The 22,913-nt window shown below is 66.8% G+C and carries 20 protein-coding genes and 1 pseudogene; 4 read left to right on the top strand and 17 right to left on the bottom strand.

The genetic code is table 11. From position 1 onward, the window contains the following. Positions 1-45: 45 nt before the first annotated feature. The 8 genes from ACTIF2_RS02225 to ACTIF2_RS02190 form a co-directional block, all read right to left on the bottom strand. Positions 46-1,380 carry a tyrosine-type recombinase/integrase gene (locus tag ACTIF2_RS02225; protein ID WP_439495381.1) on the bottom strand — a complete coding sequence of 445 codons (1,335 nt, stop codon included), beginning with the start codon at positions 1,378-1,380 and terminating at the stop codon, positions 46-48. Positions 1,381-1,479: 99 nt separating this feature from the next. Next, positions 1,480-1,800, bottom strand: a complete 321-nt coding sequence (locus tag ACTIF2_RS02220; RefSeq protein WP_439495380.1) for a hypothetical protein — start codon at positions 1,798-1,800, stop codon at positions 1,480-1,482. A gap of 81 nt (positions 1,801-1,881) precedes the next feature. Further along, positions 1,882-2,934, bottom strand: a complete 1,053-nt coding sequence (locus tag ACTIF2_RS02215; protein WP_439495379.1) for an NAD/NADP octopine/nopaline dehydrogenase family protein — start codon at positions 2,932-2,934, stop codon at positions 1,882-1,884. 13 nt (positions 2,935-2,947) lie between these two features. Continuing rightward, on the bottom strand, positions 2,948-4,069 hold the full coding sequence (locus tag ACTIF2_RS02210) for an NAD(P)/FAD-dependent oxidoreductase (RefSeq protein ID WP_439495378.1): 1,122 nt from the start codon (positions 4,067-4,069) through the stop codon (positions 2,948-2,950). A gap of 40 nt (positions 4,070-4,109) precedes the next feature. Further along, complete coding sequence (locus ACTIF2_RS02205; protein WP_439495377.1) at positions 4,110-4,904, bottom strand: ABC transporter permease; 795 nt, start codon at positions 4,902-4,904, stop codon at positions 4,110-4,112. Further along, the gene (locus ACTIF2_RS02200; protein WP_439495376.1) at positions 4,901-5,764 is read right to left on the bottom strand and encodes an ABC transporter permease; all 864 of its coding nucleotides are present in this window, start codon (positions 5,762-5,764) and stop codon (positions 4,901-4,903) included. The genes ACTIF2_RS02205 and ACTIF2_RS02200 overlap by 4 nt, the downstream gene beginning before the upstream one ends. Continuing rightward, a complete protein-coding gene (locus ACTIF2_RS02195; RefSeq protein WP_439495375.1) occupies positions 5,757-6,830 on the bottom strand; it encodes an ABC transporter ATP-binding protein in 1,074 nt (357 codons plus the stop codon). Before ACTIF2_RS02195 ends, ACTIF2_RS02200 begins: the two co-directional genes overlap by 8 nt. Positions 6,831-6,905: 75 nt before the next feature. Beyond that, on the bottom strand, positions 6,906-7,949 hold the full coding sequence (locus ACTIF2_RS02190; protein WP_439495374.1) for an ABC transporter substrate-binding protein: 1,044 nt from the start codon (positions 7,947-7,949) through the stop codon (positions 6,906-6,908). 193 nt (positions 7,950-8,142) lie between these two features. Here ACTIF2_RS02190 and ACTIF2_RS02185 point away from each other — a divergent pair, with 193 nt between their 5' ends. Next, positions 8,143-9,048: a LysR substrate-binding domain-containing protein gene (locus tag ACTIF2_RS02185; protein WP_439495373.1), complete on the top strand. Its 906-nt coding sequence runs from the start codon at positions 8,143-8,145 to the stop codon at positions 9,046-9,048. 36 nt (positions 9,049-9,084) lie between these two features. On the opposite strand, the gene ACTIF2_RS02180 is transcribed toward ACTIF2_RS02185, so the two are convergent. From ACTIF2_RS02180 to ACTIF2_RS02150, 7 genes are read right to left on the bottom strand one after another with little or no spacing between them, the layout of a single operon-like run. Continuing rightward, positions 9,085-10,455: an FAD/NAD(P)-dependent oxidoreductase gene (locus ACTIF2_RS02180; protein ID WP_439495372.1), complete on the bottom strand. Its 1,371-nt coding sequence runs from the start codon at positions 10,453-10,455 to the stop codon at positions 9,085-9,087. Then, on the bottom strand, positions 10,452-10,742 hold the full coding sequence (locus ACTIF2_RS02175) for a (2Fe-2S)-binding protein (protein WP_439495371.1): 291 nt from the start codon (positions 10,740-10,742) through the stop codon (positions 10,452-10,454). Before ACTIF2_RS02175 ends, ACTIF2_RS02180 begins: the two co-directional genes overlap by 4 nt. Positions 10,743-10,746: 4 nt before the next feature. Then, on the bottom strand, positions 10,747-11,667 hold the full coding sequence (locus ACTIF2_RS02170) for a 2-hydroxyacid dehydrogenase (RefSeq protein ID WP_439495370.1): 921 nt from the start codon (positions 11,665-11,667) through the stop codon (positions 10,747-10,749). Then, entirely contained in the window at positions 11,664-12,776 is a 1,113-nt protein-coding gene (locus tag ACTIF2_RS02165) for an NAD(P)/FAD-dependent oxidoreductase (protein WP_439495369.1), read from the bottom strand. The genes ACTIF2_RS02170 and ACTIF2_RS02165 overlap by 4 nt, the downstream gene beginning before the upstream one ends. 8 nt (positions 12,777-12,784) lie before the next feature. Further along, positions 12,785-14,356 carry an FAD-dependent oxidoreductase gene (locus ACTIF2_RS02160; protein WP_439495368.1) on the bottom strand — a complete coding sequence of 524 codons (1,572 nt, stop codon included), beginning with the start codon at positions 14,354-14,356 and terminating at the stop codon, positions 12,785-12,787. Positions 14,357-14,361: 5 nt separating this feature from the next. Next, positions 14,362-15,921, bottom strand: a complete 1,560-nt coding sequence (locus ACTIF2_RS02155) for an ABC transporter substrate-binding protein (protein WP_439495367.1) — start codon at positions 15,919-15,921, stop codon at positions 14,362-14,364. A gap of 49 nt (positions 15,922-15,970) precedes the next feature. After that, positions 15,971-16,576, bottom strand: coding sequence for a helix-turn-helix domain-containing protein (locus tag ACTIF2_RS02150; RefSeq protein ID WP_439495366.1), 606 nt, complete (start codon positions 16,574-16,576; stop codon positions 15,971-15,973). A gap of 183 nt (positions 16,577-16,759) precedes the next feature. On the opposite strand from ACTIF2_RS02150, the gene ACTIF2_RS02145 reads away from it, so the two are divergent. From ACTIF2_RS02145 to ACTIF2_RS02135, 3 genes are read left to right on the top strand one after another with little or no spacing between them, the layout of a single operon-like run. Beyond that, entirely contained in the window at positions 16,760-17,701 is a 942-nt protein-coding gene (locus ACTIF2_RS02145; protein WP_439495365.1) for an ABC transporter permease, read from the top strand. Then, positions 17,698-18,567, top strand: coding sequence for an ABC transporter permease (locus ACTIF2_RS02140; RefSeq protein WP_439495364.1), 870 nt, complete (start codon positions 17,698-17,700; stop codon positions 18,565-18,567). Before ACTIF2_RS02145 ends, ACTIF2_RS02140 begins: the two co-directional genes overlap by 4 nt. Before the next feature lie 13 nt (positions 18,568-18,580). Next, positions 18,581-19,930: an MmgE/PrpD family protein gene (locus ACTIF2_RS02135; protein ID WP_439495363.1), complete on the top strand. Its 1,350-nt coding sequence runs from the start codon at positions 18,581-18,583 to the stop codon at positions 19,928-19,930. A 283-nt stretch (positions 19,931-20,213) separates the two neighbouring features. Here ACTIF2_RS02135 and ACTIF2_RS02130 read toward each other — a convergent pair whose 3' ends face one another. Both ACTIF2_RS02130 and ACTIF2_RS02125 read right to left on the bottom strand, forming a co-directional pair. Continuing rightward, a complete protein-coding gene (locus tag ACTIF2_RS02130) occupies positions 20,214-22,046 on the bottom strand; it encodes an ABC transporter ATP-binding protein (protein WP_439495602.1) in 1,833 nt (610 codons plus the stop codon). 90 nt (positions 22,047-22,136) lie between these two features. Then, positions 22,137-22,808: pseudogene (locus ACTIF2_RS02125) on the bottom strand (ABC transporter permease); the annotation flags it as partial. Between the last annotated feature and the right edge of the window lie 105 nt (positions 22,809-22,913).

The following is a 22,913-nucleotide window of genomic DNA, read 5'->3' as shown; positions in this document are numbered from 1 at the left end:
TCCCGGCAACGACCCAATGTCCGAAAGTGGCGCACAGGAGATCGATCAATCCACCTCAACCGCCACCGGCTTCTCCGTTCCGAGAAAATGCGCGAGCGATGCCTTCCGCGAGGCCCGGTCGAGCGCATATGACGTGTGGCTGAAGGCGACACCGTCCAGCAAGCCCTGGATGTAACCGGCGATATTGTCCGCCGCCATGATGAGCGCGGTATCCACTGTATGAATGTAGCGGCTCGTCACAGTGCCACGCGAATGGCCGATCAGCGCGGCAATGGTCGCTTCAGTGAAACCCAGGTCGTTGCCGATGCTGGCGAAGCTGTGGCGCAATACGTGCGGCGTGATGTCGGCGAGCTCAGTCTTGCCCAATATCTTCGTCCAGTGGTTCGGAAAGCTTCCGAAGGCCGTGTCATCGGCCCAGCCGGGAAAGGCAAAGCCTTCCGCGCCTTCCTCATGCCGCCCCTCGAAATGTTCCAGCACGGATAGGCCGACCGGGCGCACCGACGCGCCCTCCTTGCTGTCGGTGAGACGCAGACAACTGCCTTCGAAATCGACCTCGTTCCAGCGCAGCTTGATGATCTCGCTGCGCCGGCAGCCGGTCAGGGCAAGAACGCGAATCATCTGCGCCGCGGTCGCATACTGCCTGTCCTCGGCTGCCTTCCTGAGAATTTCGCCGAGCGCGCGATATTCCTGTTCGCTCAGCCGGCGGCCGTTGATGTTGTCCTTCGGTTTGCGAACACCGTGTGCGGGATTACGCTCGATGATCCCGAGTTCGACTGCATAGCTGAGGATGCCGCCGAGAAGCCCGATCGTGCGCGTTGCCGTGCCGACGCCTCCGCGCACGATCGCCCGGCCGCGCAGCTTATCGGTCTTTACGTCCGCGCGGGTCTTGCCGGCCATGATGTCCTTCATGGCCTGGGTGATGTCGGCCTTGATCAGATCACGAACCCGCCGGCCACCGAGCAAGGGGATCAGGTGGCGTTGGATGCGGCCCGTATCCGTAACGATGGTCGTCGCCTTCTTCGGGCGGCCCCGCTTGCCGAGAATGAGGCCTTGCTCGAGATCGTTGAGATAACGGGTGCAGAGCTCCTTGACGGTGATCGCCTCGCGATCGAGCTTGCGATCCTCTGAGGGATTGCCGCCTCTTGCGACCTGACCCAGGAGGACCTTAGCTTCGCGCCGAGCCGCCTCGGGCGTCCAGACTCCGTGCAGGCCGATCGTGTACCGTCGTGACCGCCCGGCAGCGCGATACTGCACAAGGTAGCTGCGCTTCCCGGAAGCAAAGACACGAAGCCCAAAACCAGGCAGATCCTCATCCCAGATGATATAGTCCGTCTCGCCCGCCTCGGCGTTGTCGACGGTTCGTTTGGTCAGCTTCGCCATACTTGGATCTCTTCTCGGCAGCCTCCTCGCGTAAGCAATACGGAAGCACGACAAGGAAGGAATTCGGCCGTCCCATCGTACAAGCGGCGCGGTCGGATATCAAACTTCTTTTTGTATTTCAGTGCTATAGCGTGCATTCGGTTGAAATCGGATAGTTTCGGCGAAGTATACTATCCTTGCTCCGAAGGCAAAGGTCACACGTTCGAATCGTGTCGGGCGCGCCATTTCACTTTCTCCCCTGCCGAGACCTTCTAACACCTTGAAGGGCAAGGTGGTTTTTGCGGTTCGAAAACCGTTTTCAGGGCAATAGGCCAGGCGGTCCGCAAAGGTCAGTCTGAGCGCCAGTTTCTGATACTCGAACTTGCCAAGTTTCCAGATTTTGGAAGGGCTTGCGAGGAACTGGCAGGCGAGTTCGGACAACTCCTCAAAGGTGCTCTGCCGCTGGCCGCATTTTTGGCGCCCGGACGCGAATCCCGGCAACGCGGCATTGATGACGATCGCCTAGGCGGACAGCTGCTCGCGTGAAAGCCCGGCCGCCATCATTTGCGGAAGGATGTCATTGTCCAGGGTGAGATCGCGTCCGTAGAGGGCGGAGAAAATGTCCAGGCCCGCCTTGTGCAGTGGCATCGGTACATTTGCCATCCGCCCCAGTTCAATCAACGGCAGCAGGCCAAAGGGCACATCCTCCAACGTATAGCGGGTATCGATGGTCGCAGGCCCCAGAGTGATCGGCTGCGTTTCGGCGAGCATTCGCGCGGTTTCGCTGAGCGGAGCGTCGGGCACGCCGTAGGTCAGGGAATAGTGCTCGCGCATCGTCCGAACCGTGACGCCGAGGGCCGAGGCGAGGGCAAGCCGCTCGGCATCGATGGCTTCCAGCAGCCGGCCGACCGAGGCCGTCATGTGCTCGCTCTGGCCCCAGGCCTCCGCTTTTTCCATGCGGGTGAAGTTGCAGAGTGCCAGTGCCATGTGGCTCTGCGGATTGACGTTGCTCAAGGCCACGGCAAGCAGGCTGTCGACCTGTCGGAAGCGCTCTCCGAACAGCGTGTTGCAGAGCGCCAATCCGCGCCCGCCGAGGCGCTTCGGCAAGGTGGCGAGATCGACCTTGCTGCGGATGGTCGCGATCTTCACCTGAGCCTCGCCGGTCCGGCGCGCCCGCAGGACGGTCGTGCTCAGCCCGACGATCGGAAGCTCGACACCACGCTCGGCCAGGCGCTGCGCGAGATAGAAGCCGCCGAGCGAGGCATGCGAGGAGATGACGACCACCTGGTCCGGCACAAGCACCGACGCCATCGCGTCCATGACGAGCTTGTGGCCATTGGCGGGCAATGCGATCAGCACCGCGTCTGCACCGACGAGCGCCGCCTCGCAACTCGCTGCGATTTCTGGCCGGAACTCACCGGTGATCTTGCCCTCGCTGACCAGCGGCTGGCCGGCCGCGAGAGCGGCCGTGCTGCGGCCGGAGGGCGACCAGAGCACGGCTTCGTGGCCGCGCTCGATCAGGAAGGCCGCGCTCGCGAAGGCGACGGCTCCGGCTCCCATGATGGCTACGCGCATGACCGGGTTCCGTTCAGCTGAAGAAGCGGCTCGGGCGGAACTCGGCGAGTTCCTCCCGCGAGCGCCCGTTGATGAGTTCGTCGGCGACTGCCTCGCCGAGGAAGGCGCCCAAGGTCACGCCGCTATGGGTGACGACCGCGTAGTAGTTGCCGAGGCCCGGCACCGGGCCAACGGCGGAATAGCTGTCCTTCGGGATCGGGCGGGTTGCGATCCTGACGGCCTCGACCTGCACTTTTGCCAGCGTGGGGATCGTCCTGGCCGCGCGGCGCATCAGTTCCTGAGCCTGAGGGTGAGCCGGAACCGCGTCCTCGTCGGACTGCAGCAACCGATCGAGCTCGTTGGACCGCAGCAGGAAGCGGCCGCCTCCATCGGGACGCATATTGACGAGCGGCGTCCTGAGCGCGCTGCGCAGTCGCGCGCCTGAAGGCGGCGTATAGGCGACGATGCCGAGCGTGGGAGCCAGCGGGATCCGATGCTCGGGCCGCTCGATGAACGCGTTGAGCCAGCGCCCCGCGCAGTTCACGACCCAATCAGCGGTCAATGTCCGGCCATCCGCGAGCACGATGCCGTCGCAGCGCTCTTCGGCGAGCACGAGACGCTCGGCCCGGCCCTCCACGAGTTGCGCGCCATGCCGTTCGACCGCAGCACCGACCAGGGCCCCCGCATAGGGAACCGGGTCGAGCCAGCCATCCCGCGGATAGTGGATCACCGGCGCATTGCCGATCGCCTCGGGTGCCAGATCGGGCTCCAGCTTGCGCACGTCATCGAGGCTCAGCACCTCGGCCGGATAGCCCCACGCGACGAGCTGGCGCAGCTTGGCCAGCGGGTCCGTGCCGTCGCGGCCACCGGCCTCGGCCTCCGCATCCTGCCATTGCAGCACGCCGGGCCGATGATACCAATCCGCGCCGGGAAACTCGGCCAGAATGTCCTCGTGCGCCTGCCGACCGGCAAAGTTCAGCTTGAAATAGGCATGCGATGTCAGCTTCTCGCAGGCATTGACCCAGGCATAGGTCACGCTGGAGGTGCCTCCACCCGGGCGGCGCTCCTCGACGATGGTGACATCCGCGCCCGCCTGCGCGAGCCGATAGGCCACCGATGCGCCGACGACGCCGGCTCCGACCACGATCGCTTTCATGGGTTTTGTCCTCAAAGATCAGAAATGTCCGGCAGGGCTCTCAGCCCTTGCCCACCAGGATTCGGTCCAGCCCGTAGATGCGGTCGACGATCGCCATGAGCAGGAAGGTCAGAAGGATCACGACGGTCGAGACCGAGGCGACCAGCGGATCGATCGATTCCTCGATGTAGTGGTACATGCGCACCGGCAGCGTCATCGAGGATGGCGTGGCGACGAAGACCGTCATCGTCACTTCGTCGAAGCTCTGGATGAAGGAGATCATCCAGCCGCCCGCCACGCCGGGGATCATCAGCGGCAACAACACCCGGCGGAAGACGGTCCATTGCGAGGCGCCGAGCGAGATCGCGGCGCGCTCGATCGCCGGATCGCTCGCCGTCAGTGCGGCCAGCACCAGACGCAAGCCATAGGGAAAGATCACCAGCACATGGCTGCCCAGCAGGCCGATGAACGAGCCGGTGGTGCCGATCTGGGTGAAGAAGCGCAGGAAGGCGACGCCGAGGACGACATGCGGGATGATCAGCGGCGACAGGAACAGCGCAACGAACGCGTCCCGGCCCGGAAAGCTGTGCCGCGCCAACGCCAGCGCGGCGGGAACGGCCAGCAGCATCGCGATGGTGGCCGCAATGACACCCAGCAGGATGCTGAACCAGAACGCCTCCAAAAACTGCGAATGGCCCAGGATCGCGCGGAACCAGCGCAGCGAAAGCTCCGTGGTCGGTAGCGAAAGCAGGTTGGATGGCGTCAGCGACATCCACATCACCACCGCCAGCGGCGCCAGCATGAAGGCGACAAAGAGGCTGTGGAACAGCACCGCGAAAGGGCCGTTGCGGCTCATTGTGCAAACCTCGAATAGCGGCGCTCGACGATGCGGTTGTAGGTCAGCATGATCGTGGCGTTGACCACGAGCAGGACGACGGCAACGGCCGCGCCGAGCGGCCAGTTCAGCGTGCCCAGGAACTCGTCATAGGTCGCCGTGGCGACCACCTTGAGCTGCCGGCCGCCGATGATCGCGGGCGTTGCGAAGGCGCTCGCCGCCAGCGCGAAGACGATCAGCGAGCCGGAGAGGATGCCGGGTGCGACCTGCGGCAGCACGATGCGCCGGAAGATCGTGAACTCACTGGCGCCCAGCGACTGCGCGGCCCGGATCACCCGCGGATCCAGCCGCTGCAGCGAGGCCCAGACCGAGATCACCATGAAGGGCACGGCGACATGGACGAGCGCGATGATCACGCCCTGCACCGTGTAGAGCATGGGGATCGGCCCCGAAGCGAGGCCGAGCGCCGCGAGCACCTGGTTGATGACGCCGTTGCGGCCGAAGAGCAGCGCCCAGCCGAGGGTGCGCACGACGACCGAGATCAGTAGCGGGCTTAGCGTCACGATGAGGAAGATCGAGCGCCAGGGCGCCTTCATGCGCGAGAGGAAATAGGCTTCCGGCGCGCCGATGAGGATGCAGATCAAGGTCGTCGCCAGCGCGATGCCGAGCGTGCGCAGGAAAATCCCGTGATAGTAGGAATCGCCGAGCGTGTCGGCGTAATTGCCGAGCGTCAGCCCCTCGATACGGCCGGTATTGAGGTCGTAGGCCTGGAAGCTCAGTCCGACGATCATCGCGAGCGGCGCCAGCAGCAGCGCCGCGAAGATCAGCAACGCCGGCAGGCTGAGGAGATAGGGTGCGCGGCGGCGCGTGGCATCAGCCATGGCTGTGCTCCGGCACGACGGTGGCGTCGTCGGCTCGCCAACTGACGGAGACGGCGTCGCCCTCGCCGAAGCGCGGCACGCCGCGATGCGGCTCGGACGCCAGCACGGCGCCGACCGGCGTCTCGATCGCGAAGAGCCAGGCATTCCCTTGGAAGACCCGCGAGACGAGACGCCCGTCGATCGCGCCTGCCCCCGCGGCCGCAACCTGCACCTTTTCAGGCCGCAACGCGATCAGCACCGGAGATCCACCGGGAAGCGGGCCGTGGATTCTGCCGCCGACTTCGCCGGCCACACCGTCGATCCGCAGGCGTGCCACCTCGCCGGCCACCGAGACGATGGTCGCGGCGAGCTGCGAGGAGCGCCCTACGAAGGCAGCGGCGAAACGGCTTGCCGGCGCATCGTAGAGCGTCAGCGGATCGGCGAACTGGACGATACGCCCGCTATCCATCACCGCGATCCTGTCGCATGTCGCCAGCGCCTCGGCCTGGTCATGCGTCACCATGATGGTCGTGGTGCCGACCCGGCGCTGGATGGCGCGGATCTCGATCTGCATCTCCTCGCGCAGCTTGGCATCGAGATTGGAGAGCGGCTCGTCGAGCAGGAGCAGCGCCGGCTCGATCGCAAGCGCCCGTGCCAGCGCGACGCGCTGCTGCTGGCCGCCGGAGAGCTGACGCGGATAGCGATCCGCCATCGACGAAAGATGGACAAGGTCGAGCGCTTGTCGGACCTTGTCCTCGCGCTCGGGGCGGCCGATGCCGCGCATCTCGAGCCCGAAGGCGACGTTCTCCGCCACCGTCATGTGCGGAAACAGCGCATAGCTCTGGAAGACGATACCCATGCCGCGCTTGTTGGCGGGCACACCGACCAGGTCGCGGCCATCGAGCAGCACGCGCCCGCTGCTGGGCGCTTCGAAGCCCGCGACGATGTTGAGCGTCGTGGTCTTGCCGCAGCCCGAAGGGCCGAGTAGGCCGACGAATTCCCCAGGCTCGATCGCAAGATCAATGCCGGCGAGCGCGGTGAAACTCGCGAAACGCTTGGTGAGCGCCTCGACTGCAATCTTCGCCATTGTCTGGGACAGTCCGTTTGGAAGGAAACGTCCGGCAAGGTCATCCCCGGCCGGACTGGGAGCCGTGTGATCCCTCTAGCGCTCGATCTCGCGGTTCCAGCGCTGCGTCCAGGCGGCGCGGTTCTGGTTGACCGTTGGCCAGTCGATCTTGGCGAGCTTGCCGACCGCTTCGTCCCCGACGGCGAGCCCGGCCTTCTCGTCTTCGCTGAGTTCGGTCTTGCGGTTGACCGGCCCGTAGCCGGCCTTGGCGAAGGCCTTCTGGATCTCGGGCGAGAGCATGTGCTGCACGAATTTCTGCGCCTGCGCCGGCACATCGCTGTCGACCACCGGGCACATCGTCACCATCAGGGCGGCGGCTCCTTCCTTCGGCTCGACCGTCTCCAGCGGCAGGCCTTCCTTCTTCAGGGCCACCGCGCGGGAGCGCGAGACCACGGTAAGCGCGATCTCGCCGCTCTGGAGCAGTTCCTCCAGTTTTGGCGCCGACGGTGCGAAGGTCACGATGTTCGGGCGGATGCCGTCCTTGAAGGCCTTGAAGCCGGGCTCGATATTGGGCTCGCCACCGCCTGTGGCGCGCGCGACCATGATCAGCCCGTGCAGGCCGGTGGTGCTGGCCGCGCCGAGCAGGGCGAGCTGTCCCTTGTAGGCGGGGTTGCCGAGATCGGCCCAGGAGGTCGGGACGGGAAGCCCCTTCTCCTTGAAGATCTTCGCATTGTAGACCGGGGCGGTGACACCAATGCCGAAGGCGACCGCTTGGTCGGCGAGCTTTGCAATCGGATAGACGTCGTCGAGCACCGGTGCCTTCTGGATTGGCGCGCAGAAGCCGAACTGCACGGCCTGGTACATCGGCCCGTCATCGACGATCGCGACGTCGATTTCCTGCTTGCTCCGCTGGGCCTGGAGCTTGGCCAGCGTCGCCGTCGATTGCCCGGCGACATACTCGACCTTGACGTTGTTCGCCTTCTCGAAGGACGGAATGACCTGCTCTCGCATCAGGCGCTCGAACGAGCCGCCATAGCCGGCAACATACATCGTATCCTGCGCGGAGACCCGGCTTGCGACCAGCCCGGTCGCAAGAAAGGCGAGGCCGACGGCGGCCGGACGGCGGTAACGCTTCTGCATCTCGATCCCCTCGTTTTTTTGTCCTGATAGCGATCAGGGTTCGGATGCGAGGGGGTATCTGTCAATTCACTAACTATGGATCGGTCGATCCGGATTTGATATGGGCATGCCTCGTGGCTCGGCAAGCTACTGCCGCCGGTTCCGTTGCGTCCGGTCAAAGTGTCTGTCCGATCGAGAACCGGAGTGCCTTGATTTGGCGCAAATCAGTCACAAGCACTGGGAAGCGTTCAATGCGGTTCTGCATGTCGGCAACTTCACAAAGGCCGCACGCCTGCTGCGCACCTCCCAGCCCTCGGTCTCGCGGCTGCTGAAGGAGCTTCAGCAGCGGCTGGGCTTCGCGCTTTTCACGCGCATCGACGGCATGACCTTGCCGACGGCGGAAGCGGTGGCGCTGCATGACGAGGTGGAGCGCAGCTTCATCGGGCTCGACCGCATCGCGGAGCGCGCGACGCAGATCAGGCAGCAGCGGGTCGAGAACCTGCGGATCGTCAGCATGCCGGCACTCGCGCACCGCTTTCTGCCCACGATGCTTGCGCGCTTTCTGGAAACCCGCCGCGGGGTCGCGGCAAGCTTGCAGGTGCAGCGCTCGGAGACGATCGCGTCGTGGGTCTCGACCCGGCAGTTCGACATCGGCTTCGCCATGCTGCCGATGGAGAAGCCCGGGGTGGAGATCGAGTTGTTCGACCCCGCACATGGGGTCTGCGTGATGCGCCCCGAACACCCGCTTGCCGCGAAGAGCATCGTGACGCCGCGCGATCTCCACGGCCTTGCCTTTGTTGGCAAGGGGCCGGATAGCTACGCCCACCGCGTGCTCCAACAAGCGTTCGATGAGGCCGGCGCGGTGCCGGATGTCAGAGTGGACACCTCGATCGCTGCCGTCGCCTGCGAACTGGTCGCCAGCGGCGTGGGCGCCACCATCGCCGATCCGTTTACGGCGCAGGCATTCGAAAGCCGAGGGTTGGTCTGGCGTCCGTTCAGACCGGATGTCGCCTATAATTTCGGCGTGCTGTTTCCGTCTCACAGCTTGCGCTCGGCTCTCGTGGAAGAGTTCGTCGCGTTTCTCCGAATCCAAGCGGCTACGGTGGCAGTTAGGTCTTAATTCAGGCCGCTGGCCTCCGATCCGGCGCCGGACCCGCTACCGCACGTCCTGAGCGGAAGCCAAGGCAACTGGCTTAACGGGCGCCTGTGCTCGTATGCGACCGCTTTCCTTGACATGGCGGCCGTTGATGCTGGCCAATATCTCAGCCGCGGCCACACCGCAGATGCGCCCCTGACATCGCCCCATGCCGATGCGGCTCAGAGCTTTGAGCCGATTGACATCGACCACCCCGAACTGTTCCGCGGCCTCCTGGACGGCTCCCGCTTCGATCTCCTCGCAGCGGCAGACGATCGTGCTGTCGGCGCATTGCTCGATCCAGTGAGCCGGAAAGGGGAAGGCGCGCTCGAGCAATGCGCGGAAGCGCGCGATCTTCTTGAGCTGACGCTCGAGCTGCACGGCTCTCGCCCGATCCACGCTCAGGCCCCGGTCTTCGAGCAGCGCCAAAGCGGCGCGTTCGCCTGAATACTCGGCCGCATCGGCTCCGGCGATGCCCGCCCCGTCCCCGGCAAGGTAGACGCCGGCGATGGTGGAACGGCCGGCATCGTCGCGCTCCGGCAGCCACGCCCGGTCGCGCGCGTCGAAGCCGAACCGGCAGCCGGCGAGGTCGGCGAGCTGTGTCTCGGCGCGCAGGGCCAGGCCATAGCTCGCGCCGTCGCAGGCGATGCTTCGACGCTTCTGCCCGGAGCGGAACGAGACGCCGGCCAGCCGTTCCTCTCCCTCGAAGCGCAGCTCCGTCACGCCATGATGGATCGGCACGCGGTTCCAGACGAGTTCGGCGACGAAACGAAAGCCGCGCGTGACGACCGTGGGAAAGTCCGCAAGGCCGGCGAGAAGGGCAAGGGACGCGCCGAACGGTGCGGTGTCGAGCACGGCGGCGACGTCGACGCCGGCCTTGAGGTATTGCCAGGCGACCAGATAGAGCAACGGCCCGGTCCCGGCGAAGACGACCCGTTGCCCGATGGCGCAATGCTGCGCCTTGAGCGCGATCTGAGCTCCGCCGAGGGTAAAGACGCCCGGCAGGGTCCAGCCCGGAACGGGCAGGATGCGATCCGTCGCGCCGGTCGCGAGAACAACGCCGTCATAGGTGATCCGGCGATGGCTGTCCGAGACGACAATATCCGCAACGCCGTCCCTCAGGTTCCAGACCAGTGCATTGGGGAGATAGTCGAGCCGTGGAATGATCGCGGAAAAGTCGCGGTGCAGCCTGTCCGCCTTGGCCGCTTCGGAGCCGTAGCGCATTGCGGAAGGTCGCCCGTCCGGGACAAGAGGCTGCCGGTAGATCTGCCCGCCGCAAGCGTGCCCTTCATCGACCACGATCGGACGGAGCCCGGCTGCGACCAGAGCCTGGGCTGCGCGGACACCCGCGGGTCCCGCGCCGACGACGAGCGGCTGGGCTTTCTTCGTCACGGCGTTTCCTCCCATCCGGTCAGCACGCTCATCCCCGCGGCGAGCGGGGTCGTGCAGGCCCGCACCTTGCCGCCTTCTGCGAGGAGGACCCAGCAGTCCTGGCAGGCTCCCATCTGGCAGAACCCGGCGCGGGGCTCGCGCGAGAAGTCGCTTCTCCGCAGGACCTCGCCCTGACTGAGGATAGCCGTCAGAAGCGTGTCGCCCGGCCAGCCCTCGCAGGCGACGCCATCGACGCGGAATGCGATGGCCGGGCCGCTCTTCGGCGACAGGCGATGGATGAGCGCCATCGCATCAATATCCCGTCGCCCGATCGACCAGACCACGGGGCCTGGCGCCGGCGTCGATCGCGTCGATCGCCTGCACGACGTGCCGGGCCGCCGTGGCGGGTTCGGTCCATCCTGCAACATGCGGTGTGACCGTGATGCCGGGCGTCGTCCAGAAGGGATGATCCGGTGGGAGCGGCTCCTTGCGGAAAGCGTCGAGCGTCGCGCCGGAGAGGTGCTCCTCCGCGACCAGTGCGATGAGGTCGGCATCGACGACATGGTCGCCCCGCGCGACATTGATGAGATAGGCGCCGCGCGGCAGCATCGACAGCGTACCGCGATCCAGAACATTCGCGGTGGCGGCGGTCTGCGGCAGCAGGCAGACCAGGATGTCAGAGCGCGACAGGAAGGCCGGAAGCTGCTCCGCGCCGGCGTGAACCTCGACGCCGGGCACGGGCTTGCCGTGGCGGCTCCAGCCGGCCACCGCATATCCCAACGCGGCCAGCTGCTCCGCGCAGGCCCTGCCGATCTCTCCCAGGCCCATGATGCCGACCTGCATGTCCGGCAAGGACGGGCGCTTCCACAGGCTCGCGGCCTGATTGGCCCTCATTTCGTCCAGGCGGCGGTGACGGGCGAGCACGGCCAGGACGACATATTGCACCATGCGGCGCGTCAGCGTGTCGTCGATCATGCGCACGACCGGCAGATGCCGCGGCACCGTCGCGTCCGTGAGGACATGGTCGACACCCGCGCCGAGGGACAGGATGCCCTTCAGCTTCGGAAAGCTCGCGATCACGCTCGGATCGGCGGCCCAGCTCAGGACGTATTCGACCTCGTCGACCGGCCCCGTATCCGGCCAGACATGGACGCGCAGCTCCGGCGCAAGCCGGGCCAGTGCCTCCAGCCAAGCCTCGGCCGACGCTGTCTTGCGGATGATCACGAGGCTCACGGGCAGGTTCCTTGGAAACGGTCGGGGCGGAAGGCCTCGAGCGGGGTCGGACTGGCACCGTCGCAAACGAGTTCGGCGAGAACCTCGCCGACCGCCGGCGCGATCTGGAAGCCGCCGCCGCTGAAGCCGAAGGCGTGGAACAGGCCGGGCAGGCGCGGGCTCTCGCCGATGAAGGGGTTCTTGTCGGCGGTATAGCCTTCGATGCCGGCCCAGACGCGGATGACCTGGGCGCCGCGCATCGCCGGCATGATCGCCGCGCCGTGCTCGCCGATCCGCGAGATCGCCTGCGCGTCTGGACGAGCCGTGTCGTTGCCGGTGTCGATGCCGAAGCCGCCGCCCATGACGAGGTTGCCGCGCGAAACCTGGCGTCCGTAGAAGCCGCCGCCCTCCACGCCGAGACTGACTGACAGCAGCGCGGGCAGCGGCTCGGTGACGAGAATGGTCGGGTAGTCGACCCGTATCGGCATGTCGTCGCCGAAGGCCGCGGCGATTTCGCCGCCCCAGGCACCAGCGGCATTGATCAGGCATGGCGAGCGGATCTCGCGCCCGTCATCGGCCCGCAGGCGAAAGCCGCCGCCGTGCTCGAATCCCGAGATCCGGCATTGCTCCAGCAGGCTCGCGCCCGCCGCCAGCGCCGCGGCCGCATAGCCGGCCGCGACGAGACGCGGATTCGCGTGCCCGTCGCCGGGACACAGCGAGCCGCCGACGATCTGCGGGCCGAACCCAGGGAAGCGGGCGCGAAAAGCCGCCCCTTCGAGGATCGTCAGCTCCAGGCCGAAGCCGTCGACGCGCTCAGCGTAGGCGGCCAGCGACTCGAGGTCGGCCCGGCTTCGCGCGAGCTTGAGATGGCCCGAGCGCACGAATTCGCCATCGATCCCGATATGGCGGCGCAGATCCGCCCAGATCGGATGTGCCCGGGCGGAGAGATGAAGCTGCGCGGCCGAGCGCCCCTGGCGGCGCACGCCGCCGAAATTGACGCCGCTGGCGCGTGCCCCGCCATAGTCGCGCTCGATCAGCGCGACGGAAAGGCCGCGCCGGCGCAGCGCCAGGGCGGCCGAGGCGCCGACGAGGCCGGCGCCAAGGATCGCGACATCCGTCTCCAGAGGCATGGGATGCTTCAGCCCGTCACGGCCTCCGGGGCGGGCTGGTCGAGCGGCGGCACACCATGGAGATGGGCCATGCCCTTCTGATAGGCCGCGATCTCCCGGGCGATGCGCGCCTCGTCCCAGCCGAGGAGTGGCGCCATCGCTCCGGCTGCGGGGCGGGCGGCCGCGAAACCCTGGTCGCTCGACCAGGCCAGGCCGGTGCGGCGCGAGAGGACATCGTCGAGAGTACGGGCCTGCTCGCGTCTCACGGCCTCGATGACATCGGCGCGCGTCACGGCATGCGCAGGATCGAGCCGCGGACTGTTCTGCCGATCGGGCAGTGGCGCCGCGGCACGGGAGAGCGGCGCCGGCGGATGCGAGGGCCGGACATGGCGCGCAGCAACCGCGAGCACGTCCCTGCCCGTGGCGCGATGCGCGCCGAGCGAACCGTTCGAGAGCGTCACCAGCCCTGCCGCACCTTCCGACGCTGCATCGGAGATCTGACGCGCCCGCGCGCCCATCGGCTGATCGGCGGCAAAGGTCAGCGGGCGGATGCCGGCCCAGGTCGAAACGATGTCGCTGCGCCTGATCGGCAGCCCAGGGAGCAGATGATTGCTCTCGGCCAGCAGGAAATCGAGGTCGGCGGCATCGACGAAGACATCGTCGGGATCGCCCTCGTAGAGGGTCTCGGTCGGCCCGAAGAAATGCAGGTCGCGCCAGGGCATGCAGTAGAACGGGCGGCCGCCGCGGTTGACGCCGGCGACGCCGTGGCCGTGGCATTCCGGCGGCAGCCTGAGGACGATATGCGCGCCCTTGGTGCCGGTGATCCTGCGCGAGACCGGCTGCGGCATCAGCGCGTTGACCCGGTCGACCCAGACGCCGGCGAGATTGAGCACCACAGCGGCCCGCAACTGCGCACGTTCGCCGGTCTCGGCGTCGGCCACGGTCACGTTCCAGCCGGCCCCGTCGCGGGCGAGCCCGACCACGGGAGAATAGTTGCGCGCCAGCCCGCCCAGACGTTCCAGATCGAGCACCATGTCGATCGCGACGCGCTCGGGCCAGTCGATCTGGTACTCGGTGTAGCAGGCGACCGCCCGCAGCTTGTCCTGATCCCTGAGCCAGGGGATGAAGGGCTGTTCGGTGCGGGCCCGGGCGGCCGAGACACGCCGGTAGTCGAGCGGCACGCCGCGTTCCCCGAGGCCGCGCAGCAGCAGGAAGGCGCTGTCCACCTGCCAGGGCGCGTAGGGGCCGTCGGCATAGATCGGGTAATGCATCCGGATCGGCTTCACCCGCTCGGGCTGCGTCTTCACGAAATCGCTGCGCACGGCCATCGACCGACTCACCGTCATGACGGCGCGCAGGAAGCGATCGGGATGGCGCAGGAAGGTGGTCAGCGGCCCGCCGGGCACCAGATAGCGCAATCCGCAATGCAGCAGGCGGCTCGAGCGTGCCGTGGCGCCCGAGCCGAAATCGCCCTTTTCGAACAGGGCGACATTGTAGCCCTCGGCTGCGGCTGCCTGGGCGGCGGCGGCTCCGTTGATACCGCCGCCGACGACCACGATGTCGAAGCTGCGACCTTCGAGGGAGGCGAGCGAGGCGCGCATGGTGACTACTTCGTCAGCGTGGTCTGTTCGGTGATCAGCGGCCCGTAGGACAGCGAGCCCTCGAGCTTGTAGCCGTAGTCGAGGCCCTTGCGACGGCCCCAGACGAGCTTCTGCTCGAAGAGCGGCACCGCGCAGAGCTGCGCGACGATCTTCTCCTGCGCCGCTGTCCACAGCGCGATCTGGCGCGCCTGATCGACCTCGTCGGCAGCGGCGTCGATATCGGCGTCTCCGGCATTGCAATGCGAGAAGTTGGTCACCGCCGTCGGCGTGCCGACGGTGCTGCGGGAGTGGTAGAACTCCTTCAGATAGTTGTCGGCGACGGGGAAGCGTGCCGCGCCGTAGACGACGATGTCGCTCAGGTTCTGCCGGATCTGCTGATGGTAGGTCGCGTGCTCGACGACATCCATCTCGATCTCGATGCCGACCTTCTTGAGCTGCGCCTGCACGATCTGAGCGGGGCCGAGGCTGGTGATGTTCTGGCTGGCGACGACCTTGAGCTTCAGGCCCTTCTCGAAGCCGGCTTCCTTGAGCAGCGCCTTGGCCTTCTCCGGATCATAGGCCGGCAGCTTGGCCGCAAGATCCGCACCGAGCGTCGCGGCGGGGAAGATCGTCTTGGGCGGGAAGGAGACGAGCGCGCCCTTGTAGGCGACCACCTGCCTGACGTCGATCGCATGGGCGATGGCCTGACGCACCCGCAGATCGTCGAGCGGCTTGTGCGACATGTTGAGATAGGCGGCGCCCTGATAAGCCGGCTCGATGACGTCGAGCTCGGTGTCCTTCACCGCCTGCATGCGCTCGGCCCATTTCTGGTCCTGGCGGCCATAGACGAGATCGATCTCGCCCGAGGTGTAGGCGAGGTCGCGGCTCGCATCGGAGCGGATGTAGCGATAGACGATCTGGCCGATCTTCGGAGCGCCGCGGAAATAGCCCTCATGCGCCTTGAGGGTGACCGATTGGCTCCCCTTGTAATCGGCGAAGGCGAAGGGGCCGGTGCCGACCGCCTTCAGCTTGAAGTCGGCGCCATAGGTCTCGACCGCCTTCTTGCTGACGATGTAGCCGCCCTGGAAATCGACCAGCGCGTAGAGCAGCGAGGCGGAGGGCTTTTTCAGCGTGATCTTGACCGTCAGCGGATCGGCGGCCTCGATCGTGTCGATGTTCGCGAAGTCGGCCGAGAAGGTCGATTGCTGCGGATCGGCGGCGCGCTTCAGCGAGAACACCACGTCCTCGGCGGTCATCTGACCGAAATCGCCGTGGAACTTGACGCCGTCGCGCAGCTTGAAGGTCCAGGTCTTCTTGTCGTCGGAGATCGTCCAGCTCGTCGCCAGGTCCGGCTCGATCGAATCGAGGCTGACGGAACCCGGCTTCAGCCGCACCAGCCCGTTGAACATCCAGGCCAGCAGGATCTTTTCCTGCGTCGCCGCGCCGCGATGCGGATCGAGCGTGCCGAGATCGGACGCGGCCATGCCGACGTTCAGCGTCGGACCGTTGGCGAAGGCATGCGAAAGCGGCAGCCCGGCAAGTGCCGTTGCGAGGCCGAGCGCGGCGAGGCTGGAACGCAAACTCATTGGTGATCCCCTGTCGTTGCTTGTCTGGCTTGGACGATTCTGCGGCGCGTCATTCGCCGAGCGGCACGGCCGCCACGATCCAGATGACCTCGGCCTGAGCGGAGCCGGGATTGCGCCAGCGATGCGGCATCTTGCTGTGGTAGCGGAAACTGTCGCCGGGATTCAGGAAGAACGCCTTGTCCTCGAGCCAGAGCTCGAGCCGCCCCTGCAGGACGAGGCCGACCTGCTCGCCGCGCTCGATGGTGAAGAGCTCCTCGCCGGTCGAGCCGCCCGGCTCGATGAAGGCGCGATAGACATTGATCCCGGCCGAGGGCTGGGGCGTCACGATGACCTTCTCGATTCCCTTCTCGGGAGCGTTCAGGGCCGGATGGCTACCGGCGCGGGCGACGACGCCCTTCTCGTCGGCGGCTGGCGCCTCCCCGAATTTCAGCAGCGTTTCGGACGGGACCTGCAGCGCATCGGCGATCAGCCGCAGCACGCGAACCGAAGGCGAGCTCAGGCCGCGCTCGATCTGGCTGATCAGCCCGACAGAGAGCTCGCACTGCTTCGCCAGCGTGGCGATTGGCATTCCCAGTCGCTTGCGGGCCTGCCGGATCTGCTGGCCGAGCCAGAGATCGGCCACACTGCGCGCCTCGAAACTCGCGGTTTTGTTCATAGCCTCGCCATCGCCTCTCGATGCCGAAAAGCTCGCATTCTTGATTACATCACACAAGTGAAATTTTCATATTGACGATGACATCATCAGACCGCTAGCGTTCGCGCTCTCCAGCGAGCGGTGAAACATGTCTTCGATTGCAGCGATCCCTGCCGGGCCGTCCGGCGCGCCTGGCGGTGCGCCATGCTGAGCTACACGCTGAAGCGTCTGCTCTTCGCGATTCCGTCGCTGCTCGGCGTTCTCACCGTCGTGTTCTTCATCGTGCGGATCGCGCCGGGCGACCCGGCGCTGGTGATCCTCGGCGAATCGGCCAGCGCGCAGGCGCTTGCGGCCCTGCGCGAGCAGCTCGGCCTGAACAAGCCGCTCCATATCCAATATGCCGAGTTCATCTGGTCGGTGCTTCACGGCGATCTCGGCCGCTCGATGATCAGCAACCAGCCGGTGCTCAACGAGGTCTGGCGGGTGCTGCCCTACACCCTGGAGCTGACGCTGGCCGCGATGCTGATCGGCGTGGTGTTCGGCATCCCGCTCGGCGTGCTCTCCGCGCGCTATCGCAATGGAGCGGCCGACTACGTCGTCCGCTTCTTCTCGCTGCTGGGCCTGTCCTTCCCCGCCTTCATCTCGGCGATCCTGCTGCTGCTCGCCTTCGCGATCGCCATCCCGCTCTTCCCGGTGATCGGCGAGGCCGCCTATGACGACCCGGCCCAGCGGCTGCGGGCGCTGGTGCTGCCGGCGCTCAATCTCGGGCTGATCATGGTCGCCTACATCACCCGCGTGACGCGCTCGAGCATGCTGTCGGTGATGGGGCAGGACTATATCCGCACGGCGCAGGCCAAGGGCGCTCCGCCGCGCCGGGTGCTGCGGGTCCATGCGCTCGGCAACGCGCTGCTGCCGATCGTCACCGTGGTGGGGCTGTATCTCGGCGTGCTGATCGGCAATTCGGTACTGACCGAGATCGTCTTCAACCGTCCGGGCCTCGGCAAGCTCATCGTCATCGCGCTCAACCAGCGGGACTATCCGACGCTGCAGGCGATGCTGGTGATCTATGCGCTGTTCATCGTGCTCGCCAACATCGTCACTGACCTGAGCTATGGCCTGATCGACCCGAGGGTGCGCAACCAATGACCGCCGCCGCTGTCGCCACGCGCCCGTCCGGCCTGCGCCGCCTCGGCCGCTTCGCCCGAAAGCAGAAGGCCGCGACCTTCGGCCTTGCCGTGTTGTTCGCGATGATCCTCTGCGCCGTGCTCGCGCCCTGGATCTCGCCCTATGACCCGAACGAGCAGAACATCCTGCTCAACCTCGCCGCTCCCTCGGCCGAACATTGGTTCGGCAACGACACCTTCGGCCGCGACACGCTCTCGCGGATCCTGTGGGGCGCGCGTGTCTCGCTCTTCGTCGCCTTCAGCTCGATCCTGCTCGCCATGGTCGTCGGCGGGATGCTCGGCGTCGTGGCCGGCTATTTCGGCGGCCGCACCGACCGCGCCATCATGGCGGTGATGGACGTGCTGCTCTCCTTCCCGAGCCTCGTGATGGGCCTGCTCGTCGTGGCCGTCCTCGGCCCGACGCTGACCAATCTGATTCTCGCGATCGCCTTCACCGCGGTGGCGCCCTTCGCCCGCATCGCCCGAGCGCCGACGCTCTCGCTCCGCAACCGCGAATTCGTCGATGCGGCGCGCTCCTTCGGCATGTCGGACTGGCGCATCATCCTGCGGCGGATCCTGCCCAACATCGCCGACGAGGTGGTGGTGCTCGGAACGCTCTGGCTGGCGACGGCGGTGCGCACCGAGGCGTCGTTGAGCTTCATAGGGTTGGGCGTGCGCCCGCCGACGCCGACCTGGGGCGGCATGATTCGCGACGGCTTTGAGAACATGCTGGACTCGCCCTGGCTGGTGGTGATGCCGAGTCTGGCGATCCTGGCCGTGATGATCGCGCTCAACATGATCGGCGACGGGCTGCGCGACGCGACCGATCCGCGCCTGCGCCAGGAATGAGCGACGGGCCGGCATGATGTCGAGCGAGCAGGACAGGATCGCAGCAGCGCTGGCCGACTTCGCACTGGCCTTGAAGCCGGCCGCGATCCCGGAGGCGGTGGCCGAGCGCGCCAGGCTGCTGATCCTCGACGGCGCCGGCGTCGCGCTGGCGGCGGCGTCGCGCGGCATGGACCGCCCCTTCGCCGAAGCGTTGCGGATCGCCGGGGGAGACGGCGCTCATCGCGTCATCGGCCGTCGCGATCTCTGGTCGATGCGCGACGCGGCATTCCTCAACGGCATGCTGATCCACGCGATCGAATACGACGACACCCATATGGCGGCGGTGCTGCACCCCACCGCCACGACGCTGCCGGCGGCGCTGGCCGCGGCGGAGCATGTCGGCGCCAGCGACGAAGACCTTCTCGCCGCCTATGTCGCGGGGGTCGAGGTCTCCGCGCGGCTCGGTGCGCTCGCCCCGGGCCGGTTCCAGGCGAGCGGCTTTCATCCGACCGGCGTGATCGGCTGCTTCGCCGCGGCCGTCGCGGCCGGGCGGCTGCTCCGCCTCGACCGGAGGCAAATGATCTCCGCCTTCGGCATCGCGCTGTCCACCGCAGCGGGCTCGATGCAGTTCCTGCAAGGCGGCGGCATCGGTAAGCGGCTGCATGCCGGCTGGGCCGCCCAGAGCGGTCTGACCGCGGCCCTGCTCGCCAGCCGGGATCTCGACGGGCCCCGGCTTCCGTTTACGGGACGCCATGGGCTGTTCGAGAGTTTTGCGCGGGTTTCGCCGGATGCCGACATGGTCGAGGCCAGGCTCGGAGATCTCGGGCGCGGCTGGGAAACGCTCGCTGTCGCGATCAAGCCTTATCCGGCTGCCTTCTACAGCCATGGCTGCATCGAGGCGGCCATCCATCTCGCGACGGTGCATGATCTCGCCGTTCCGGACATTGCCGCGGTGGAGGCCGTCGTGCCGCCGGCAGTCCTGTCGAAGCTCGCCGAACCGCATGCGGCGAAGGCCGCTCCCATGTCGGTCGCCGAAGCGCAGTTCGCCTTGCCTTTCCTCGTCGCCAGCGCGCTCGCCGCACGCCGCTTCGGCCTGCCGCAGCTGGAACAGGAAAACCTCGCCGACCCGGGGACCCGCGCCCTCGCTCGTCTCGTGACCTGCCGAGGCGATGCCGGCATGGACTTCCCGCGGGTCTACTCCGGAGCCGTGACCGTCATCTGCCATGACGGCCGGCAGCTATCGCATCGCGTCGACGTCAATCTGGGAGCGATGGAGCGCCCCGTCGGCGCCCCGTTCATTCTGGCAAAGTTCAGCGACAATCTAGGTCGCTCCGATCGATCACTCCTGGGCCGTATCGGCACCATCGTCGCACCAATGCTCTGAGCCCCGGCGCAGACTGTTTGCAGAGTGCGACAAGGATGATCCGAATGGCGCGTTCCGTTGTGGTGCCGATCAGCGCCGCCTCCTCCGGTGACTTTGATCGGCTCTACACTGACACGAGGCATTTGCGCTTGGAGTGGCCGCGCGCTTCGTCGTCCGGGCCAACGCCGTCACCGGGCCGATTCTAGATCGCCGTGCGTCCTAGCGGACGCAAGGTGGCGATCTATCTCTTTGTTTTAGCATCTGATTTTTCCGAAAAGTGGATTCCACTTTTCGGTCCGATGCTCTATTGCCATTCGTCGCCCCCGATCATCACGGAGTGGCCGGGCGAGACCTCGCGATACTCGCGGACCGGGTGCTCGTAGTCGGCCGGACGGATGGGACTCCTGATCTCTCCAGTGGAGACCGGGCGCTTCTCATGCCGGCGGGCGGGATCGGCGATCGGCACCGCGGCGAGCAGGCGCCTGGTGTAAGGGTGCTGCGGATCGCCGAAGATCGCGGCGCGCGGGCCGATCTCGACGATCTCGCCGAGATACATCACCGCCACGCGATGGCTGACGCGCTCCACCACCGCCATGTCGTGGGAGACGAACAGGTAGCTCAGCCCCATCTCGGCCTGGAGGTCGAGCATCAGGTTGACCACCTGGGCCTTGACCGAGACGTCCAGCGCAGAGACCGCTTCGTCGGCGACGATCAGCCGGGGCTTCACCGCCAGTGCACGGGCGATGCAGATGCGCTGGCGCTGGCCGCCGGAGAATTCGTGCGGAAAGCGGCTCGTCATGTCGGGTTGCAGACCGACGCGCTCGAGAAGGTCGGCGACCTTGTCGCGCGCCTGCGCCCTGGTGGCCAGGCCGTTGATGAGCAGCGGCTCGGCGATGGCCGCGCCGACGCTTTGGCGCGGGTCCAGGCTGCCGAACGGATCCTGGAAGATCATCTGCATGCGCTTGCGCTGGTCGCGCAGTTCGCTGGCGCCCAACCTCATCACATCGACGCCATCGAGCAGGACCGAACCGGCCAGCGGCTCGACGAGCCGCAGAACCGAGCGTCCGGTCGTGGACTTGCCGCAGCCGGACTCGCCGACCAGCGCCAGGGTTTCGCCAGCCCTTATGCTGAAGGAGACGTTCTCCACCGCATGCACCCGGCCCGAGACCCGGCCCATGATCCCCGACCGGATGACGAAGCGCGTGGTGAGGCCCGAAACCTCCAGGACCGGGCGCTCAGCCGTCTTGACCGTGTCCGGCACCTCCGCCGGCACGTCGGACTGGCCTGTGGCGCGGTCGACCACGGGGAAGCGCATCGGCCGGTCGTGACCCCGCATCGCGCCGAGCCTTGGCACCGCCGAGAGCAACGACCTGGTGTAGGGATGCCTTGGCCTTGCAAAGATATCGGCCGTGGCGCCGGTCTCCACCGCCTCGCCGTTGTACATCACCACCGTGCGGTCGGCGATTTCGGCGACCACGCCCATGTCGTGGGTGATGAAGAGGATCGACATGTCCTCTTCCTTCTGCAGGTCCTTGATCAGGTCCAGGATCTGCGCCTGGATCGTCACGTCGAGGGCGGTCGTCGGCTCGTCCGCGATCAGGAGCCTGGGCTTGCACGCCAGCGCCATCGCGATCATCACCCGCTGGCGCATTCCCCCCGAGAGCTCGAACGGGAACTGGTCGAGCCGCCGCTCCGGATCCGAGATCCGGACCTTCTTGAGCATCTCGAGCGCGCGCGCCCGCGCTTCCGCCCGCGAGCAGTCCTGATGGGCCAGGATCGCCTCCGCGATCTGGTCCCCGATCCGGTAGACCGGATTGAGGCTCGTCATCGGCTCCTGGAAGATCATCGCGAGGTCGCCGCCCCGCAGGGAGCGGGCGGTCTCGGCGGAGAGCCGGGCGAGGTCGTAGGTCTTGCCGGATTTCGCCGTAAACGCCATCCGGCCACCGCTGACCCGCGCCACCGACTGGGGCAGGAGCCCGATGATCGACAGGCTGGTCACGGACTTGCCCGAACCGGACTCCCCCACCACCGCCAGCGTCTCGCCGCGGTTCAGCTGGAAGGATATGTCCTTCACCGCCGCCACCGACCCGTTCGGGGTCGCGAACTCCGTGCGCAGCCCCTCCACCGCGAGCTGCATGCCCTCCGGCAGGCTCGCATCCACGCGATCCTCGACCTCGCCTGCAATGTCCTCGGCCACGGGCAGGCCCTTCAGCTTGGCGGTGCGGGGATCGAACACGTCGCGCACCGCGTCGCAGAGCGAGTTGACGATGAAGATCGTCGTCACCAAGGCCGCGCAGGGCCAGACCAGACCCAGCGGGTTCAGCTCCAGATAGGCCCGCGCGCCACGGATCATCAGACCCCAGGAAGGCGTCGGCGGCACGATGCCCAGGCCCAGGAAGCTGAGCCCCGATTCGACCACGATGGCGGACGCGACCACCAGCGAGAACTGGACGAAGAGGGGGGCCGCGACGTTCGGCAGGATCGTCTTGCCCAGGATCCGGAACGAGCCGGCGCCCAGCGCCCGCATCGCCTCCACATATTCCTTCTGCTTGACCGAGCGCACCTCGCCATAGGCGATACGGGCGAATTCGGGAGCGTAGAAGATCGCCAGCGTCGCGATCAGCGTCACCGTCCCCGGACCCGTGAAGGCGATCACCAGGAGCGCCAGCAGGATCGGCGGGAACGACAGCATGAATTCCGCGATGCGCACCGTCAGGATTTCCGCGATGCCGCCGAAATAACCGCCCACCAGGCCGGCGGCGATGCCGATGACCGCCGCCACCGCCCCCGTCGCGAAGGCGACGCTCAGCGAGACCTGGGCGCCATGGAGCAGGCGGCTGAGCACATCCCGGCCGAACTCGTCCTGGCCCAGCCAATGTGCGGCCGAGGGCGGCGCCATCCGGCCCGCGATATCCATGGTCAGTGGATCGAACGGCGCGATCACAGGCGCCTGAACGGCGACCAGGATGAGAACCACGATAGCCAGAAGCGACGGTGCGAGGTG

This window comes from Allobosea sp. (genome assembly GCF_051860145.1).
In the GTDB taxonomy this organism is placed as follows: Bacteria; Pseudomonadota; Alphaproteobacteria; order Rhizobiales; family Beijerinckiaceae; genus Allobosea.
The sequence above is the reverse complement of the archived record's forward strand: the minus strand, read 5'-3'. Positions and strand labels throughout refer to the sequence as shown.

Excerpts from the sequence above, each read along its gene's own strand:
- ACTIF2_RS02165 (WP_439495369.1), bottom strand. The coding sequence starts at position 12,776 with ATGCCTCTGGAGACGGATGTCGCGATCCTTGGCGCCGGCCTCGTCGGC.
- ACTIF2_RS02200 (WP_439495376.1), bottom strand. The coding sequence starts at position 5,764 with ATGGCTGATGCCACGCGCCGCCGCGCACCCTATCTCCTCAGCCTGCCG.
- ACTIF2_RS02160 (WP_439495368.1), bottom strand. The coding sequence starts at position 14,356 with ATGCGCGCCTCGCTCGCCTCCCTCGAAGGTCGCAGCTTCGACATCGTG.
- ACTIF2_RS02145 (WP_439495365.1), top strand. The coding sequence starts at position 16,760 with ATGCTGAGCTACACGCTGAAGCGTCTGCTCTTCGCGATTCCGTCGCTG.
- ACTIF2_RS02175 (WP_439495371.1), bottom strand. The coding sequence starts at position 10,742 with ATGGCGCTCATCCATCGCCTGTCGCCGAAGAGCGGCCCGGCCATCGCA.
- ACTIF2_RS02190 (WP_439495374.1), bottom strand. The coding sequence starts at position 7,949 with ATGCAGAAGCGTTACCGCCGTCCGGCCGCCGTCGGCCTCGCCTTTCTT.
- ACTIF2_RS02210 (WP_439495378.1), bottom strand. The coding sequence starts at position 4,069 with ATGAAAGCGATCGTGGTCGGAGCCGGCGTCGTCGGCGCATCGGTGGCC.
- ACTIF2_RS02225 (WP_439495381.1), bottom strand. The coding sequence starts at position 1,380 with ATGGCGAAGCTGACCAAACGAACCGTCGACAACGCCGAGGCGGGCGAG.
- ACTIF2_RS02135 (WP_439495363.1), top strand. The coding sequence starts at position 18,581 with ATGATGTCGAGCGAGCAGGACAGGATCGCAGCAGCGCTGGCCGACTTC.
- ACTIF2_RS02150 (WP_439495366.1), bottom strand. The coding sequence starts at position 16,576 with ATGAACAAAACCGCGAGTTTCGAGGCGCGCAGTGTGGCCGATCTCTGG.
- ACTIF2_RS02155 (WP_439495367.1), bottom strand. The coding sequence starts at position 15,921 with ATGAGTTTGCGTTCCAGCCTCGCCGCGCTCGGCCTCGCAACGGCACTT.
- ACTIF2_RS02130 (WP_439495602.1), bottom strand. The coding sequence starts at position 22,046 with ATGCAGCTCGCGGTGGAGGGGCTGCGCACGGAGTTCGCGACCCCGAAC.
- ACTIF2_RS02195 (WP_439495375.1), bottom strand. The coding sequence starts at position 6,830 with ATGGCGAAGATTGCAGTCGAGGCGCTCACCAAGCGTTTCGCGAGTTTC.
- ACTIF2_RS02205 (WP_439495377.1), bottom strand. The coding sequence starts at position 4,904 with ATGAGCCGCAACGGCCCTTTCGCGGTGCTGTTCCACAGCCTCTTTGTC.
- ACTIF2_RS02140 (WP_439495364.1), top strand. The coding sequence starts at position 17,698 with ATGACCGCCGCCGCTGTCGCCACGCGCCCGTCCGGCCTGCGCCGCCTC.
- ACTIF2_RS02215 (WP_439495379.1), bottom strand. The coding sequence starts at position 2,934 with ATGCGCGTAGCCATCATGGGAGCCGGAGCCGTCGCCTTCGCGAGCGCG.